This window comes from Streptomyces sp. NBC_01235 (genome assembly GCF_035989285.1).
Classification (GTDB): domain Bacteria; phylum Actinomycetota; class Actinomycetes; order Streptomycetales; family Streptomycetaceae; genus Streptomyces.
The window spans coordinates 919,929-936,745 of record NZ_CP108513.1; the positions used below are offsets into that span (position 1 = coordinate 919,929).

Here is a 16,817-nt window from a genome sequence, read left to right on the forward strand (position 1 = left end):
ACGACTTACGAGGCGGGTCGACCGCCTGTCCCGGCTTCAGCACCGTCGTATGACCGATGCGAGGTGGCCCGACCAGTGACAGCCTGAACTCGACAACACACCGGATCAGGAAATGACACGACTGAGGAGAAGAGATGACAACTCGTCCCCCCTTGCCCCCGTTCACCCATGACACCGCCGTGGAGAAGGTCCGGCTGGCGGAAGACGGCTGGAACACCAGGGACCCCGAGAAGGTGGCGCAGGCGTACTCCAAGGATTCACGCTGGCGGAACCGGGCGGAGTTCGCGACAGGACATGACGAAATCGTGGCGTTTCTGCGGCGGAAGTGGGCCAGAGAGCTCGACTACCGGCTGATCAAGGAGCTGTGGGCTTTCACGGACAACCGGATCGCCGTCCGCTTCGCCTACGAGTGGCACGACGACGCGGGCAACTGGTTCCGCTCCTACGGGAACGAGAACTGGGAGTTCGACGAGCAGGGCCTGATGCGCGCCAGGCACGCGTGCATCAACGACCTGCCGATCAAGGAGTCCGAGCGGAAGTACCACTGGCCCCTGGGACGTCGCCCGGACGACCACCCGAGCCTGACGGACCTCGGCTTCTGAGCGGGCACCGCGCCCTGACCGGCATCGGTGCCGCAGCCGTCCTCCTGAAGAGTCCAGCTCTTCCCCGACACCGCCGAGCAGGCCCGAGCACTCGGCCGGCATGTCTTCGACGGGTGGGAGTACTACCGCACCGACCGCGCCGAGCACCCCCGCTCGGCCAAGTTCTTTCACCTGGTCCAGTGTCCACCGCATGGTCTTCCTCGACGCCTTCCGCCACATCGACCTGATCGCGCCGCGCCCGCTGCTGCTGATCGTCGGACGCGAAGCGGTGACCTCCTGGATGGGCGTCGAAGCGTTCCAGAACGCCCGCGGCCCGAAGGAACTGCACTGGATCGACGGCGCAAGCCACGTCGACCTCTACGACAAGGAGCAGCATGTCGGCCCCGTCATCGCCAAGCTCACCGACTTCTTCCGCACCGGGCCGGCCTCGACGCCGCCGAACGGCACCCACGCCGAGAACCGCACGCAGCCTGAAGCCGGTGAGCGCAGCACCGCGGGGCACCGGAGGCGGGTCTCGCCCAGCGTCGAGGGAGCCGGCGCGGCGAAGGAGGGTGTGCGGCACCCAGGTCGGCGCGGCCTTCCTGCCAAAGGCGCGTGGGCGAAGACTCGGATGGCCGGCAGTCGTCGGCACCGAGTCCCCCACCCACTCCGGAGAGTTCTGTGAGCACGACTTCCACCCCGTCCGACCCCAAGATCATTCTCGTGTCAGGAGCGTCCAGCGGCATCGGTGAGGCGACCGCTCGCCACCTGGCGGCGGCCGGGCACCACGTCGTCCTCGGTGCCCGGCGCACCGACCGTCTCGCCCTGCTGACCAAGGAGCTGCGCGAGGCCGGGTACAGCGCCGAGTACGCCGAGTTGGACGTCACCGACCGGGCAGGCGTCCACGCCTTCGCCGAGGCGGCGCTGGCCCGTCACGGGCGCATCGACGTGCTGGTCAACAACGCGGGGGTGATGCCGCTGGCACCGATGGCCGCCCTGCACGTCACGGAGTGGGACCAGATGATCGACGTGAACCTGCGGGGTGTGCTGCACGGCATCGCGGCCGTGCTGCCGTCGATGCTGGAGCGCCGGGCCGGACACGTCGTCAACATCGCTTCCACCGCCGCCCACCGCGTCGACCCCACGGCCGCGGTGTACTGCGCGACCAAGTACGCGGTGCGGGCCCTGTCCGAGGGACTGCGGCAGGAGAACTCCGACATCCGGGTCACCGTCGTCAGCCCCGGCTTCACCCGCTCCGAACTGGCCGACAAGGGCGGTGACCCGCAGGCGCAGGGCGCCGCGCGCAGTGCCACAGAGTCGATCGGGCTGCCCGCCTCGGCGGTCGCCGAGGCCATCGGCTACGCGATCGCTCAGCCTGCGGGCGTCGACGTGAACGAGATCGTCGTACGTCCCACGGTCCAGAACTGAGTCGTACGTCCCACGGTCCCGAACTGAGTCGTACGTCCTACGGTTCAGAAGGGAGGTGAGTCCACGTTCGACGGGGTCAACCCCGCACCTGGGGAGCGGCCATGGACGCGAGGTAGGCAAGGGCTTCCGCGCTGCGGCTTCCCGGCTCTGCCGAGCCCACCAGCAGCTCCTGGCCGGGCGCGTCGCGCACGTCGAAGCTTTGGTAGGTGAGCTCGACGCGTCCGACCTCGGGAAGGACGAACACCTTGTAGGCGCGGGTGAGGGCCCTGACGTTCTGGTCGTTCCACAGGGTCCGGAACTCCCCTGAGGTCTCCAGCAGCTCCTGAACCAGGTCGTCGATCTCCGGGGCGTCGCTGAACCGGGCCGCGTTCAGGTGCAGCGCGTACACGGTCGAGCCGGCGACCAGCTGCCAGTCGGGGAAGACTTCGCGGGCCTGCGGGTGGCTGAACAGGATCCGCGGCATGTTGGTCTCCCCTTCGAAGGCAGCCAGGAGGGCGTCGGCAACGGCGTTGGTGGCCAGGATGTCGAACGCGGGGCCCATGACGTAGGCCGCGGCCGTCGGAAAGGTGTCGAGCAGCCGCAGCAGGTCGGCGTGCACCTGGTCGCGGAGACTGTGGGCCTTCATCCGGGGGTTGATGCCGGCGAGCCGGAACATGTGGGTGCGCGCATCGGCACCCAGGCGCAGTGCCCTGCCGAGGGCGTCGACGACCTGCGGCGAGGGGTTGGTCTCGCGGCCCTGTTCCAGGCGGACGTAGTAATCCGCGCTCATGCCCGCCAGCACGGCGACCTCTTCCCGGCGCAGTCCCTCGACCCGGCGGGTGCCGCCACCGACGGGCAGTCCGACATCGGACGGTTCCAGGCGGGAACGGCTCGCGCGCAGGAAGTCGCCGAGCGAGTTGGCAGACGCGTTGTGCATGCGACCGACAGTACTGCGTGGCCGGCTGCCGGCGGCTGTGGGCGCCTGGGCGGGGACGACGAGACGCACAGGGATCCCTCCTGGTGACGGGGGCCGGTCGGCCGGCGCGTGGTGTCCGCCCGGGGGACGGCAGGGCACCATGCGTGGGCCGACCGGCCCGGAACCGAGTGTGGTCGAGCAGCGGTGCCCGAGGGAGGCCGCGGCAGGGTGGGTGCACCGCACCCTGGCAGGTACGGCCTTCCCGCCCTCCGGACGCTTGTCAAGGATGGAGATCAGCGAGCGGCACACGCCGCGGCGCTGCCTGCCAAGATGATGGGGAGAAGCCTTCATGGCGCACGTTCTGGAGATCACCACCCTGGCCCCGGCCCCGGGCTGCACGGCCGCCGACTTCGTCGACGCCAACAAGGACATCGACGCCTACCTGGCGCGGCAGCCCGGCTACCGGTGGCGGAACATCGCGGTGCACGGCGACGGCACCGTCGTCGACATCGTGGCCTGGGACAGCGAGGAGCAGGCCCGCGCCTCGGCCGCGGGCATCATGACCGAGATGGGCTCCTCGCCCGTCCACGCCACGATCGACCACGCGAGTGTCGACTGGCGCGTGATCGACGTCCTCCACACGGCCTGAGCCCGCGACACCTGGAGACCGCCCGTGCCTCGGCGCAGCCGCTGACCGGCTGCGCCGCCACGACGGCTGCGGACGGCGCCGTTTTCACGACGCGAAGAAGGCATTGACGTCGCAGGGACACGGAGTCCATGACCCCGCCGTGAGGAAGCCCACCGCGGCCGGGCTCCGGCTTCGACCGAATCCGACCCCCGGCCGGCGGATGGCACGACCGGGCGTGGGACCGCGACGAAGGTGCCGAGGGCACCGGCCGGGGCGGGATCAGGGCAGTACGACGATCTTGCGCCCCTGGCCGGCGGCGAACCGGTCCAGTGCCTGCGGGTACTCCGTCAGCGGCATCCGGTGGCTGATGAACACCTGCGGATCGAGCACCCCGGTGGCGAACAGTTCCGCCGCGCGCTCGTAGCTGTGCAGGACGGCCATGGAGCCGGTGATGGTGATCTCCTGGTTGTAGATGCGGTACGGCGAGATGGTGGCCGTCGTCGCGTAGTCGGAGACCCCGAACTGCAGGTACGTTCCGGCCTTGGCGACCCGTTCCAGACCGTCCTGGATGGCGGCGGCGTTGCCGGTCGCGTCGACCACCACGTCCCAACCGGCCGGCCGCCCCAACTCGTCGGCGGAGAGGGCCGCCTGGGAACAGCCCAGCTTCTGGGCCGTCGCCAGCCGTTCCGGGTTGACGTCGACGACGTCCACCGAGGCGGCGCCGGTGCGCTTGGCCAGCTCCAGCATCATCAGGCCCATCGTCCCGCTGCCGTAGATCAGCACATGGGAGCCGAGCCTGCTGTTGAGGACGTCGTAGCCGCGCACGGCGCAGGACAGCGGTTCGATCAGGGCCGCGTCCTGGACGTCCATGTGGTCGGGCAGCCGTACGCAGTTGGCGACGGGTGCCACGGCGTACTCGGCGGCGCCGCCCGGTACGGTCACGCCGATCGCCTGCCACCGGTCGCAGAGGTTGTTGCGGCCGATCCGGCAGTAGCGGCACTCGTTGCAGTACAGGGACGGGTCCACGGCGACCTGGTCGCCGATGGCGAGTTCGGTGACCTCGCTGCCGAGGCCCACGACCTCTCCGGCGAACTCGTGGCCGGGGATGATGGGCAGCTTCGGTGCGAACTCGCCCTGGAGTATGTGCAGATCGGTCCCGCACAGACCACAGGCCGCTACGTCGATCACGACCTGGCGCGGCCCGGGGGTCGGGTCGGGCACCGTGGTGACGGTGACCTTGCCGGGCGCTTGGATGACAGCGGCTTTCACTTGACTGCTCCTAGGGAGAGGCCGCGGACGAGTTTGTCCTGGGCGGCGAAGCCGGCGATGAGGACCGGCAGGGAGACCAGGGTGGCGGCGGCGCAGAGCCGGGCGAAGAAGAGGCCTTCGTTGGTGATGAAGCCGACGAGGAAGACCGGGGCGGTGGATGCCTGGGTGGCGGTGAGGTTGACGGCGAACATGAACTCGTTCCAGCTGAAGATGAAGCAGATCAGCGAGGTGGCGGCGAGTCCGGGCATGGCGACGGGTGCGACGACCCGCCACAGCACGGTGAGCAGGCCGGCGCCGTCGACTTCGGCGGCCTCGAGGATCTCCTTGGGGACCTCGGCGAGGAAGGAGCGCATCATCCACACCGCGATCGGGAGGTTCATGGCGGTGTAGAGGATGACGAGTGTCCATACGTTGTCCAGCATTCCGGCGTCCTTGACGATCAGGTAGACCGGCAGCAGGGCGGCGATGGCGGGGAGGAACTTGGTGGACAGGAAGAAGAACATCACGTCGGTCCACTTCTGGACCGGTTTGATGGACAGCGCGTAGGCCGCGGGCACCGCCAGGGCGAGCACGAGCAGTGTGGAAAGGATGCTGGCCATGGCCGAGTTGAGGAGGAAGGGGGTGATGTCGCGGCTGAACAGCAGCTTGTACTGGTCGAGGGTGAGCGGGGCGAAGGGGGTGGGCGGGTTGGTGGCGGCGTCGGCTTCCTGGTGGAAGGAGGTGAGGACCATCCATGCCACCGGTGCGAAGAACGCCAGCGTGGCCAGCCAGGCGGTGAACGTCCACAGCGGTGAGAGTTTGGGTGCACTGCCGTGGTCGTCGCCTCGGTGCAGGAGCTTCTTGAACCTGGCGCCGGGTGCAGCGAGGGCTGCGTGAGTCATCGGGATGCCTCCTCGCGGAAGAGTGATGCGATGGTGCGCAGTGCGAAGGTCGCGATCACGATGGCGCCGAGGACGACGACGACGCCGGCGGCGGCCGCCTGGCCGTATTCGTACTTGCGGAACATGGTCAGGTAGATCTCGTAGGGCAGGTTGGTGGTCTGTGAGCCGGGGCCGCCCTGGGTGATGGTGTAGACCGCGTCGAAGGTCTGCACGATGTAGATCGTGCCGAGCAGGACGCCCAGTTCGATGTACTGGCGCAGGTGCGGCAGCGTGATGTGCCGGAAGGTCGCCATCGCCGACGCGCCGTCCATGCGGGCCGCTTCCAGGACGTCACCGGGCTGGGCCTGCAGGCCGGCCAGGAGGATCAGCATCATGAACGGCGTCCACTGCCACACCAGCGAGAGGACGACGGCCGGCATGGGGTAGGAGGAGATCCAGTCGACGGTGGGGCCGTTGTCCGCGCCGAAGAGGCGGTATATGGCGTTGAGGGTGCCGTTGAGCAGGCCGTAGTCGGGGTTGTACAGGGCGTGCTTGAACAGCAGCGCCGCCGCGACCGGCATGACCAGGAACGGTGCGATGAGCAGGGTGCGGGCCAGGCCGCGGCCGGCGAACCGGCGGTCGAGCAGCATCGCCAGGCCGAGTCCGAGGACGACGCTGAGGAGCACCACCGACGCGGTGAGCACGATGGTGTTGAGGACGGCCGTGCGCAGCCGTTCGTCGGTGAAGACGAACGTGAAGTTGTCCAGGCCGACGAAGTGCCTCTCGCCCGGCTTGAGGATGTTCCACTGGAAGGTGGAGATGACGAGGGTGGCCACGAACGGCAGCTGGGTGACGGCGATGGTGAAGATCAGTGCCGGCAGCAGCGGGATACGCCGCTTCCACTTGGCTGTGCCCGGGGATTTCCGGGGCCGGGCGGGTGGTGGTGCGGTCTTGGGTGGTGCGGTGAGCGTGGTCATGAAGGGTTTCCTCTGCCGGTGACGGCCGGGGTGGGGGAGGCGGTGCCCGGCCGGCGACGGGGCCGGCCGGGCGGTGAAGGTCACTTCTGGTAGTTCTTGGCGACGTCCCCGGCGAGCTTCTGGCCGTCGTCGAGGGCCTTGTCCACGGATGTCTTGCCGGCGATGGCGGCGGAGATCTCCTGGGTGACCTTGGTGCCCAGGTCCTGGAACTCGGGGATCGCCACGTACTGGATGCCCACCGTCGGCCTCGGCTGGACGCCGGGGTTGGCCGGGTCGGCCTGCTCGATGGACTTCAGCGTGATGTCACCGAACGATCCGGCGGCCTTCTGGTACTGGGGAATGGCGTAGGTGCTGGCCCGCTTGCCGGCCGGGACACGCGACCAGCCCAGCTTGGCGCCGACCAGGTTCTCGTACTTCTTGCTGGACGCCCACAGCATGAACTTCGAGGCCGCGTCGGCGTTCTTGGTGGTCTTGGGCATGGCCCACGCCCAGGCCCACAGCCAGCCGCTGCTCTTGGTCTGTACGGTCGGCGCGTAGGCGTAGCCGACATGGCCGGCGATCTTGCTGGAGGCGGGGTCCTCCAGCGACCCGGCCGCGCTGGTCGCGTCGTACCACATCGCGGCCTTCTTCTGGCTCAACGCGTTCAGGCACTCGGTGAACCCGGCCTGCGGGGCGCCCGCCTCACCATGCTGCCTGACCAGGTTCACGTAGAAGTTCGTGGCCTTCTTGAACGCAGGGCTGTTGACCTGCGCCTTCCAGTCCTTGGTGAACCAGGTGCCGCCGAAGGTGTTGACCACACTCGTCAGCGGCGCCCCCAGCTCACCCCAGCCGGCCAGTCCGCGCAGGCAGATGCCCTTCATACCGGGCTCGGCGCCGTCGACCCTGGCCGCGATGTCGGCGATCTGCTGCCAGGTCGGATGCTCGGGCACCGTGACGCCCTTCGCCGCCATGACGTCCTTGTTGTACATGAGCATCGAGGACTCGCCGTAGAACGGCAGGGCGTAGAGCTTGCCGTCGGAGCCCGACAGCGACTGCACCATCGGCTTGAGCAGGTCGGCCTTGTCGAAGCCGGTGTCTTTGTCGGCGTAGGAGCCCAGCTCGTGCAGCCAGCCGTTCTTGGTCCAGATCGGTACCTCGTAGGCGCCGATGGTGGCGACGTCGTACTGGCCGGCCTGGGTGGCGATGTCCTGGGTGACCTTGTCACGCAGCTCGTTCTCGGGAAGGACCGTGAAGTTGACCTTGATGCCGGTGTCCTTGGTGAACGTGCTCTTGGTCAGCTTCGCGATGTCCTCCATCTGCGGGTTGCCGACCATCAGCACATTGATGCTCTTGCTGCCGCCCGAAGACCCACCGGCTCCAGCTCCGGAACAGGCGACCAGCAGCGATCCTGCGGCCGTGGCCGTGATGAGGGCGTGGGTCATTCTTCGTGCGCGCATGACTGACTCCTGGGGATGTTTCGAGGGCGTGAGGAACCGGGCCCCGGGCTTGCGGGGGTGGAGTGAGGATGGGGATATGGAGCTGGACCGCTGCTCAGGCCCGGATGACCTCGGGGCCCAGCAGTGAGTAGCGGTGGGCCTCGGAGGCGGGCAGACCGGTGTCGGTGACGATCGCCTCGAACTCGGTGACCTCCGCGAAGCGACAGAAGCTCACGGCACCGAATTTCGTATGGACCCCGGAGAACACCCGGCGCCTGGCGACCCTCATGACCTGGGCCTTGACCTCGCTGACGCCGGAGTCGGGGGTGGTGAGTCCGTACTCGCGGGAGATGCCGTTGGCACCGACGTACGCCAGGTCGATGACGAAGCCGGACAGCATACGGGTCGCCCAGTGGTCGACCGTGGCCAGCGTGCCGCCACGCACTCGCCCGCCCAGCAGCAACACGGTGATGTTCTCGGCCGAGGCCAGGTCACCCGCGGTGGCGAGGGAGGAGGTGACCACGGTCAGTGGCCGGTCACGGGGAAGGGCGGCGGCGATGAGCTGTGGGGTGTAGCCCTCGTCGATGAAGACGGTCTCGGCGTCACCGAGCAGTTCGGTCGCGGCGGTCGCGATCCGGGACTTCTCGGGGACGTGCATGGTGGTGCGGAAGGCGAGCGTGGTCTCGAAGCCCGCGCTCTCCACGGGATGGGCACCGCCATGGGTACGCCGGACCAGCCCGTGCCCCTCCAGTACGTTCAGATCGCGCCTCACGGTCTCCTTGGAGACCCCTAGGTCAGCGGCGAGCTTTCCGACGTCCACGGATCCGGTACGGCGTGCCGTCTCCAGAATCCCGCGTCTTCGCTCATCGGTGTCCACGGCGACACCTCCGTTCCACGGCTCCGCGCGGGTGTGCCCGCGCAGTGATTTCCGAATGCCCTGCCCGTTCGGGCGTCCGGTGGCTAATTTCTACAAGCAGGCCGCCCCGGTGACCAGGCTCGCCGTGTAGTACTTCATGACCGATTGCGCCCGCTTTTCGAAGCCCCGAACCCCTGGAATAGGCGGTGCGGGGCCTCGGCGTGTGGGAGGTCGTTGCCCATATGTCCACCGGGTGTGCCCGTTCGCTGCCCGTCTTGTCGGACAGGCGGTGGTGTTCCCTGCTGTTACCTGTCGCGGCATGGGCTCCCTCGTTCTCGGAGATGACGGCATACCGGTCGATGCAGCCGTGGACAACGTCGCGCCAGAGCGCCGGCCACGAGTCACCTGCCTAGTCGGCGGGATCGCGGCGGCTGGCGTCCGCTCCTCGGCAGCCCGCAGGGAGTGGTGTACGACGTCGTCGGTATGGCCGACGAAGGTGCCGTCGGGCTTGTGGGGCGCGACGCTGCGCCGCACGACTCTGCGGTGGACCGTCGGTGCCGATCACGACGTCGGCCCGGTACGTGTCGCCGTCGGGTACCCCTGACCCGTCAGGCTCGCCCAGGCCGGTTCTGGTGCGGGCCGCGGCTCTTGTCCTGACGCCTTCAGCAGGCCCTCGGCCGACTGCCGCTCGTCCGGCGACTCGGCGAGTTCCGGGTCCGGATCCGGATCCGGGTTCGGGTCCGGTTCCGGTTCCGGATCCGGGTTCGGGTCCGGGTTCGGGTCCGGGTTCGGGTCCGGGTTCGGGTCCGGGTTCGGGTCCGGGTTCGGTTCCGGGTTCGGTTCCGGATCCGGGTTCGGGTTCGGGTCCGGGTCCGGGTCCGGGTTCGGTTCCGGGTCCGGGTCCGGTTCCGGGTCCAGGTCCCGCAGGAGCCGGGGGTGCCCGCGGTGAACCCGGCCACGGCCCCGCCGCCGGGTCGGGTTCTGGCGCAGGCGGTGCCGCCGTGGGCCTCGGCAACCTGCCTCCCAGAGATGTGGAAGCCGGAGCGGCGGCGACGGCCCCTCTCGCAGCCTCCGTGGTCCCTGCCGCTCCTTGAGAGACCTGCCCGATACGGAACCCTGGACGTCACCGCAGGTCAGCGGCAGCGGTCAGGCATGGCGCAGAGGACTCCCCCTCCGGGCACGGCCGCTCCGCCCCGGTGCTTCACGCGCCCGGCCGGCCCCTGGGCGCGTCGCGCTCCAGCAGCCCGGTGCGCAACTCGAGCGGGGTCGCTCCGTGCCATCGGCGCACCGCCCGCCGGATTGCGCTCACGTCGGCGAAGCCCACCTGACGGGCGATGTCACGGAGGGTCAGCTCCGGTCGGCGCAGGAGTTGCTCGACTCTCTCGCGGCGTACTCCGTCGACGATCGCTTCGTAGGTGGTGCCGCACTCGGCCAGGCGGCGGCGCAGGGTGCGTTCGCTGGACGCGTGCCTGCGGGACTGCTCGAGGAACGAGGGGACGGCCGGAAGGCTCTGCGCGATGGAGATCTCCAGCACCTCGAGCAGGTCCTGCTGGTTGCCCCGTGACGCCATCTGCTTCTCCAGCACGTCGAGCACCGAGGCGTAGGTGATGGGGTCTCGCCCCGGCATGGCCACACGGGCCCACCGGGTGGGGATCACCATGCGGTTGGCGGCGGCGTCGAAGCGCAGCGGGCAGCGGAACAAGTCCTCGAAGGGGCGTCTGTCGCGCGGGGCGGGGAAAGCGAAATCGATTGCCTGAGGAGCGAACGCGGCGCCGACGTGCAGACGGGTGAGAGTGACGACGCTGGAGTACGCCTCCTCGATCAGGAAGACGGCAACGGTCGGATCCAGCGCGGGGTCCGGCAGGTCGGCGCGCAGCACGTAGCCGACGTCCTCCCAGCCGGCCGACCACACCGTCATCGCCCCGGAAAGGTTCTGATAGCGCACCCCTGTCTCGATGGCGTCCTGCTGAGTGTCCGCGGCCATCATGGCGAAACCGAGCAGCCCCCACGCGGTCAGGTGCTGCGCCGCGCCCACTCGCAGCCCCAGATGCTCGTCCCCGGTCTGCTCCACCGCCTGCCGGATGACGTCACTGCCCTGCCGGTAGGAGACCCGCAGCGTGGCGGATCGCATCACCGTCGGGTCCAGCCCGGCACGGGTCAGCAGCGGCTGCAGATCGACGCTGTACTCATGGGCGACCCGGGCGAGGTAACGCAGGATGTTGGGCGCGATGGTGGCCGAGGTGCTGCGGCTGGTTCCCGGCGAAGTGACCGGGGCGGGAGCATCGGGCATCACGTCCCCTCTCACCAGGGCGTTTCTTGCTTTGCCGCCGACAGTACACCGCAACTGTCGACGGGCGTGGCCGCCGGGGCCTCCCATCCGGCCTCCGGCGCACTGCACGCGGTTACCCCACCTCGCGGAGCCCGCTCGCGCCGGCCCGACGGGTAGCGGCGACGGTGTGTTCGCCGCACAGGGAGCAGCGGTGGCCGCGGTTGCCACCACGGTGCCCGCCGTCAAGGAGCGGCTCGCGCTCTCTCCGCTGACGATGACCGTGCTCGTTGTGGCCGTCGCGCTGAGCGCGGGCGTCGGCGGCTTCGCCGGGCCGGCGGTGATCCGGCGTCCGGGGCCGGTCGCCGCGATGCGGACCGCCGTCGTGGCGACCGCTGCGGCTCTGCTGCTGATCGGCTGGGCCCCCGACCTGGCCACGGTCGCGGTGTCCTGTTCATCACCGGGGGGCCTGCGTCCACGTCGGCGAGGACCGTGAGGACGATGTAGCAGAGGTAGCGGATGTCAAGGCCGGGCGCACGGTCGTGGCCGCCGCCGACGACCGCGCGCCCGTCCTTCAGGAAGCCGACGAACCGAGATGCAGTTCGAGTTCGGAGGTCGGTTCCAGGTCTCCGGCGACCACGACACCGTCCGAGCCGACGACGGTGACCTGCTCGGGAGCGGCCCGACCGAGGACGAAGCCGGTCGCGGTGACCGCGACCCGGTCGCCCGTCCGCGCGCTGACGTTACCCGCCGTGCCGATCAGCAGCCCCGCCTCCGCGAGGCGATGACACGCGGCCGCCACGGAGCGCCGCTGCTCGTCGAGGAACGGATGCGTCTGCGGCATGTCAACGCGCCGTCGTCGAGTTCTCGGAACGGATCAGAGTGTCGAGGTTGGCCATCGAGGTCCGCATGCCGGCGCGCATGGCGGGTTGCTGGATGCGGTCCAGGAGGAGCCCGAGAGGGCCGAGGCCCATGGTGTACTCGACCCTGTACGTCATCTCCGTGGTGTCCTGGCCGTCCGGGCCCTTCATGGGCTGGAACTCGAAGACGTTGGTCAGATCCCGCAGTGGGGCGAAACCGGTGCCGGTGTCGACACGGCGCTTCATGGGCTCGACCTCCCTGACGGTCCACACCGAGTGGGTCCGCAGCGGGCCGAGGGTGCGGTTGTTCTCGGCGTACGTTCCGCCCACCGTGGCGACGCCGTGGTGGGCGGTGACCTCGATGACGGCGGCGACCCACTCGGCGTACCGGTCGGTACGGGAGACGATCTCCCAGACTCGCTCGACCGGGGCGTTGACGACGGCCTTCTCGACGACGACGTACTTGTTCACGACAGGGTTCTCTCTCTGCTTGCGTCTGTTGTGCTCAGCCGTGGCCGAGCAGCTCGGTGGCGGCCTGCTTGCCGGAGCGGACGGCGCCGTCCATGAAGCCGGTCCAGTACGGGGAGAACTCCGAGCCCGCCCAGTGCACCCGGCCGAACCGCCGGCCCATCCACTCGCCGTAGGCGGTGAGCACGCCGGGGGCGGCGACGGAGGTGGGACCGCCCTGGGTCCACTGCTCGGCGGTCCAGTCCTGCTCGACGTAGTCGACCGTGTCGAACGCGCGCTCCCCGACGACCTGGGCGAAGCAGCGCAGCACCGCGCCGCGCCGCTCACGGGCCGGGCGGTGCGCCCACTTGCGCCATTCCTTGCCGCCGAGGAATCCCATGAGCACGCCGGGTCCGCCGTCGGGCGGGGTGTTGTCGAACATCTCGCGGATGGGAGAGCCGTCGCGCAGCAGGCCCATGCCGGACAGGCCCTCCGCCCGCCAGAACGGCTTGTCGTAGACGGCCACGCACTTCATGAGGGTGCCGAAGGGCAGCCGTTGGAAGAGCTGGTCCTGCTGCGGCGGCAGCAGCGGGTCCCAGACGATCCGCGAGGCCAGGAGTGGCGGAACGGCCACGATCACCCGGCCGGCCCGCCAGTCCCCGGTATCCGAGACGACGGTGACGCCGGTGGAGTCCTGGCTGATGCGACGCACCGGCGCGGACAGCCGGACCCGGCCGTCGAGTTCCGCGGCCAGCCGCTGGGCGACCAGCTGGGAGCCTCCGACGAACCGGCTGTCCTGGGCACCGCCTTCGGTGCCTGTGCCGCGCTCCATCGTGCCCGGATGCCTCTCGTCGCCGAACGTCGAGACGTACCAGAGGCTGAACAGCGCGGACGCGTCGCGCGCCTCACCGCCGTACGCGCTGTTCAGGAAGATGTTGACCAGGTCGACGGCCGCCCCGGTGATCTCGGCCTTGCGCAGCCATGTCTCGTACGTCATGCCGTCCAGCTCACGTGCGTCCGGGGCTCGCCACGGCGCCGTCGGGTCCAGCTTGCCCGCCGCCTTGGCGATGCGGGCCAGAGCGATGCCCATGTCAGGCAGGGCGAGGAGGTCCGGAGGCGTGCTGCCGGAGAACCGCTTCGCCGTTCCGCCGTGCACGTACACGCTCTTGCCGGGGAGGGTCGCCTGGTACGTGGCCACGCCGACGTCCTTGGCCAGCGCCAGGATGTGGTCCTGCGTGGGGCCCACGAACTGGCCGCCGATCTCGGTCACTTGGCCGTCGCCGAGATCGTGGTTGAGCAGTCGGCCACCGACCCGGTCGCGGGCCTCCAGGACCGCCACGGACAGACCGGCCGCGACGAGTTCCCGCGCCGCCGTGAGCCCCGCCAGACCCGCGCCGATCACGACGACATCGGCGTCGCTCCTCCGGCGGCCGCTGGTGGGCGCACTGTGCTGTGAACCGGTCATGGTCGCTCCTAGCCATGTTCTGCGCCCCCGATGAGTACGGCCGCAGGCGGAATGGGAGCGGCATATGAGGCCGCCCGGCTGCCGATCGTGCCCCCATGTCCAAGGGCTGAACGGAGACTATTCACCTGCCGGCCGCCGGGAACCGGTCCGGGCGGTCAGCGAGGGGGCTTCAGCGGCCAGGCGGTCGCCTCTCCGACAGGCAGCGCCCCTGGTCCGGAGGGAGGCGGAGGCCGCCTGGAGACGGCGTGGTCGGTGCGTGGGCGGCAAGGGCCTGGACGGAACCTTCGCGCAGCGGATCCCCCTACCGACTGGCGGAGGCTCCGCCCAGGGACTCGGGGGCGAAGCCTCGGTGGCCTTCGTCGCAGGCCAGGACGCTGGCGGTCAGAGCATGGACCGCGGACTGACACACCTATGGCGAGCTGCACGGCATCGGCTCGGGGACCCTTCGGACACGTGGCGTGGATGATGAAGCCTGTGCCTGGAGCTGCCCCAGCCTGCCCGCAGGACCGCCGGGCACCGCTGGGGACCGCCGTCGGAGCAATCGTCAAGACTTGTGGGTGCGGCCCATCGGATCGGATTCAGTGGTCTCGGCTGCTGCGCGGCTGGCTTCCTCGCCCACGACAGACGACGACCACGTGGTAGCAACCCAGGGTGAGTCAGCACAGCGTGCAGGCCGCCGTGCTGACGAGCACGGTCAGGGGAGCCGGCGGCGCACGGCCGGCGGAAGATGGACCAGCGCGATCAGCAGGTAGGCCCGTACATCGGTTTGCCGCCAGTAGCCCTGCGAGTTCGGCCAGTTGCGCAGCAGCGTGCCCATGATGCCGACCGACACCACCACGTAGACGATGTCTGCCACCTGCGGGACGGCCCGGCGAACCGTCCCGCCCCACGTGCGCTGCGCGAACTTCGCCCGAGCGTAGGCCTCAAGCGATCGCTCCACCCGCTTTCCACCACAGCTACACCCCAGGTTGTACACCGCCAACCACTCTGGTTGCAGGCGCAGTTCAACCCATGGTTGGGCGAGAAGGAAGGGTCGCTCCAGCTAGCTTTCCAACTGTCACAGGGACTGGGCATCCGCACCGCGGCCAGGTGGGTGCGATCGCCACGGCACTCCTCACGGAATACCGGTGCCGGCCGGTTACGCGATCAGCTCTGCCTTCATGAAGGGAACCTGCGTGAGTGTTCGATGCGGTTCAAGATGGGCGGAGGCTGCTGCGGCAGTGCTCAGACCCGCCAATGCCCCTCGCGGAGGCCACCGCGGCCTGACATGGATCGTCGCCGTGGCCGGCGTGGCGGCAGCCGTACCCACAACCGTCCAGCTGGAGGAATCTCAGGGCAGACCCTGAGGCGGCGAAAGGGAAGCAAGACCTCCATGTCCGCGTACCACCACGGTCGCGCAGGAACGGAAGTCCAGCGATCTCCTCGCCGCGTCATCAACTTGGCTATTCGAACATTCAGACCACATGACTGCACACGGGGGATCACCATGCGTTCCGCGCACAAGAGCTGGAAAACCTATGCCCTGGGAGCCGCGGCCCTCACCGCTCTCCTCTCCGCCACGGCCTGCGAGCCGGACGGCACGAACAACGCCACGGGCACCACCCCGTCCGCCACCCCGAGCGCGACCGTCTCCACTCGGCCCAGCGGCGAGGGCACCGGCACGGACGGCAGCTCGCAGAACCCAGGCACCGGCTCGGGAAACTCCGGTGGCTCGGGGAACTCCGCCGGGTCGGGGAACTCCGCCGGGTCCGGGAACTCCGGCGGCTCGGGAGACTCCGCCGGGTCGGGGAACTCCGGCGGCTCGGGAAACTCCGGCGGCGGTGGGACCGTCACAGCCTCCTGCAGCGAAGCGAACATCTCGATCGCTACGACGGTCTACGCACATGACTCGGCCCGGCACCTCCTCCTCACGGCCACCAACACCGGCGACAAGGAATGCGCCCTCTACCGCTACCCGATCGTCCGCTTCGACAACGGGCGGGAGGATCAGGTCCAACCGATGGAGTCCGAGATGAAGGGAGCCACGATCGGGCCGGGCGAGAAGGCGTACGCGGGCATGCTCCTCTTCCGGATGGGCGCGCCGACCGACGCCGTGGAGACGATGACCGTCAGCCTCCAGGGCCGCGTCTCCAACGCAGATGCGGACAGCGCGCCGATCAAGGTCCCGCTGCCCGACGAGGCCGACTTCCTGAACATCGACGACAACCCCCTGGTCTCATACTGGAACGTCAGCCAGAAGAAGGCCGAGAACTACATGTTCAAGGCCGCCGGCGGCAACTGACCCTCGATCCAGGACCGCTCCCGCCCTCCAACACGTCGCACGGACCCCGTTGGAGGGCGCAGGGCTGCGCGGCTGCACTGTCGACGGCTGCGAGTGACGGCTCGCAACTGGGGGGCTGGCAACTGGGCTGTCGGCTCACGACGCCCGCGGCTCCGAAGCGTCGGCGGCGTCTCGGCCACCGCAACTTGGCCTCCCGTTCCTGACGTACCGCCGAGCTTCATGGCCTCCCGGATCCGCCCACCGCAAGACCGTGCGCCGCTACCGGGACACCGGCTCGCGTCCGCCCGCGACCGCAGGAACGTGCCCCTCGGCCGGTTCAAGCCGTATCCGTCACAGGCGTCGACCTCGCCGGCCGGCTCTTCAACCGGGTCACGGAAGCATCCTGATCCAACCGAGGCAGGGCGGACCCGAGCGGCCGCCCCTGCCGCCCCTCCCAACCGGTGGCAGTCGGCTCACAGACACAACCCTTCCCCGCCGCAACCTTGGGTGCGCTCGCCGGCCCTCGTCCGGGCATGTGCGTTGCTTGGCTCGAGCAGATGATCAGTCGAAGGCCGTCCGGGTGTGCGCGGATTACGCACCGAGCATGCCT

At 69.4% G+C, this 16,817-nt stretch carries 17 protein-coding genes; 6 read left to right on the forward strand and 11 right to left on the reverse strand.

Annotation, left to right across the window (positions count from 1 at the left end; translation table 11 throughout):
• Positions 1-134: 134 nt before the first annotated feature.
• From OG289_RS04175 to OG289_RS04185, 3 genes are all read left to right on the forward strand, one after another.
• A complete protein-coding gene (locus OG289_RS04175) occupies positions 135-602 on the forward strand; it encodes a nuclear transport factor 2 family protein (RefSeq protein ID WP_327312632.1) in 468 nt (155 codons plus the stop codon).
• 190 nt (positions 603-792) lie between these two features.
• The gene (locus OG289_RS04180) at positions 793-1,266 is read left to right on the forward strand and encodes an alpha/beta hydrolase (RefSeq protein ID WP_327312633.1); all 474 of its coding nucleotides are present in this window, start codon (positions 793-795) and stop codon (positions 1,264-1,266) included.
• Complete coding sequence (locus OG289_RS04185; protein WP_327312634.1) at positions 1,263-2,009, forward strand: SDR family oxidoreductase; 747 nt, start codon at positions 1,263-1,265, stop codon at positions 2,007-2,009. The genes OG289_RS04180 and OG289_RS04185 overlap by 4 nt, the downstream gene beginning before the upstream one ends.
• Positions 2,010-2,085: 76 nt before the next feature.
• Here OG289_RS04185 and OG289_RS04190 read toward each other — a convergent pair whose 3' ends face one another.
• Positions 2,086-2,925, reverse strand: coding sequence for a helix-turn-helix transcriptional regulator (locus OG289_RS04190; protein ID WP_327312635.1), 840 nt, complete (start codon positions 2,923-2,925; stop codon positions 2,086-2,088).
• 328 nt (positions 2,926-3,253) lie between these two features.
• Between OG289_RS04190 and OG289_RS04195 the strand changes: the two genes are divergently transcribed.
• Positions 3,254-3,553, forward strand: coding sequence for a hypothetical protein (locus OG289_RS04195; RefSeq protein WP_327312636.1), 300 nt, complete (start codon positions 3,254-3,256; stop codon positions 3,551-3,553).
• A gap of 258 nt (positions 3,554-3,811) precedes the next feature.
• Here OG289_RS04195 and OG289_RS04200 read toward each other — a convergent pair whose 3' ends face one another.
• The 6 genes from OG289_RS04200 to OG289_RS04225 form a co-directional block, all read right to left on the reverse strand.
• On the reverse strand, positions 3,812-4,801 hold the full coding sequence (locus OG289_RS04200; protein ID WP_327312637.1) for a zinc-dependent alcohol dehydrogenase family protein: 990 nt from the start codon (positions 4,799-4,801) through the stop codon (positions 3,812-3,814).
• Entirely contained in the window at positions 4,798-5,682 is an 885-nt protein-coding gene (locus tag OG289_RS04205; protein WP_327312638.1) for a carbohydrate ABC transporter permease, read from the reverse strand. The genes OG289_RS04200 and OG289_RS04205 overlap by 4 nt, the downstream gene beginning before the upstream one ends.
• A complete protein-coding gene (locus OG289_RS04210; protein ID WP_327312639.1) occupies positions 5,679-6,638 on the reverse strand; it encodes a carbohydrate ABC transporter permease in 960 nt (319 codons plus the stop codon). The genes OG289_RS04205 and OG289_RS04210 overlap by 4 nt, the downstream gene beginning before the upstream one ends.
• 80 nt (positions 6,639-6,718) lie before the next feature.
• Positions 6,719-8,074 carry an ABC transporter substrate-binding protein gene (locus OG289_RS04215; protein WP_327312640.1) on the reverse strand — a complete coding sequence of 452 codons (1,356 nt, stop codon included), beginning with the start codon at positions 8,072-8,074 and terminating at the stop codon, positions 6,719-6,721.
• A gap of 94 nt (positions 8,075-8,168) precedes the next feature.
• Entirely contained in the window at positions 8,169-8,930 is a 762-nt protein-coding gene (locus OG289_RS04220) for a DeoR/GlpR family DNA-binding transcription regulator (RefSeq protein ID WP_327312641.1), read from the reverse strand.
• A gap of 1,180 nt (positions 8,931-10,110) precedes the next feature.
• Positions 10,111-11,199, reverse strand: coding sequence for an AraC family transcriptional regulator (locus OG289_RS04225; protein ID WP_327312642.1), 1,089 nt, complete (start codon positions 11,197-11,199; stop codon positions 10,111-10,113).
• 190 nt (positions 11,200-11,389) lie between these two features.
• Between OG289_RS04225 and OG289_RS04230 the strand changes: the two genes are divergently transcribed.
• Positions 11,390-11,671 carry a hypothetical protein gene (locus OG289_RS04230; protein ID WP_327312643.1) on the forward strand — a complete coding sequence of 94 codons (282 nt, stop codon included), beginning with the start codon at positions 11,390-11,392 and terminating at the stop codon, positions 11,669-11,671.
• A gap of 78 nt (positions 11,672-11,749) precedes the next feature.
• On the opposite strand, the gene OG289_RS04235 is transcribed toward OG289_RS04230, so the two are convergent.
• From OG289_RS04235 to OG289_RS04250, 4 genes are all read right to left on the reverse strand, one after another.
• Positions 11,750-12,019, reverse strand: coding sequence for a class II aldolase/adducin family protein (locus tag OG289_RS04235; RefSeq protein ID WP_327312644.1), 270 nt, complete (start codon positions 12,017-12,019; stop codon positions 11,750-11,752).
• Between the two features lies 1 nt (position 12,020).
• A complete protein-coding gene (locus OG289_RS04240) occupies positions 12,021-12,506 on the reverse strand; it encodes an SRPBCC family protein (protein ID WP_327312645.1) in 486 nt (161 codons plus the stop codon).
• A gap of 34 nt (positions 12,507-12,540) precedes the next feature.
• Positions 12,541-13,947 (reverse strand): flavin monoamine oxidase family protein, encoded by a 1,407-nt coding sequence (locus tag OG289_RS04245; RefSeq protein ID WP_327312646.1) that lies wholly within the window; start codon positions 13,945-13,947, stop codon positions 12,541-12,543.
• Between the two features lie 694 nt (positions 13,948-14,641).
• Positions 14,642-14,887, reverse strand: coding sequence for a hypothetical protein (locus OG289_RS04250; protein WP_327312647.1), 246 nt, complete (start codon positions 14,885-14,887; stop codon positions 14,642-14,644).
• A 546-nt stretch (positions 14,888-15,433) separates the two neighbouring features.
• Here OG289_RS04250 and OG289_RS04255 point away from each other — a divergent pair.
• Positions 15,434-16,228 carry a DUF4232 domain-containing protein gene (locus OG289_RS04255; protein WP_327312648.1) on the forward strand — a complete coding sequence of 265 codons (795 nt, stop codon included), beginning with the start codon at positions 15,434-15,436 and terminating at the stop codon, positions 16,226-16,228.
• The last annotated feature ends 589 nt before the right edge of the window (positions 16,229-16,817 follow it).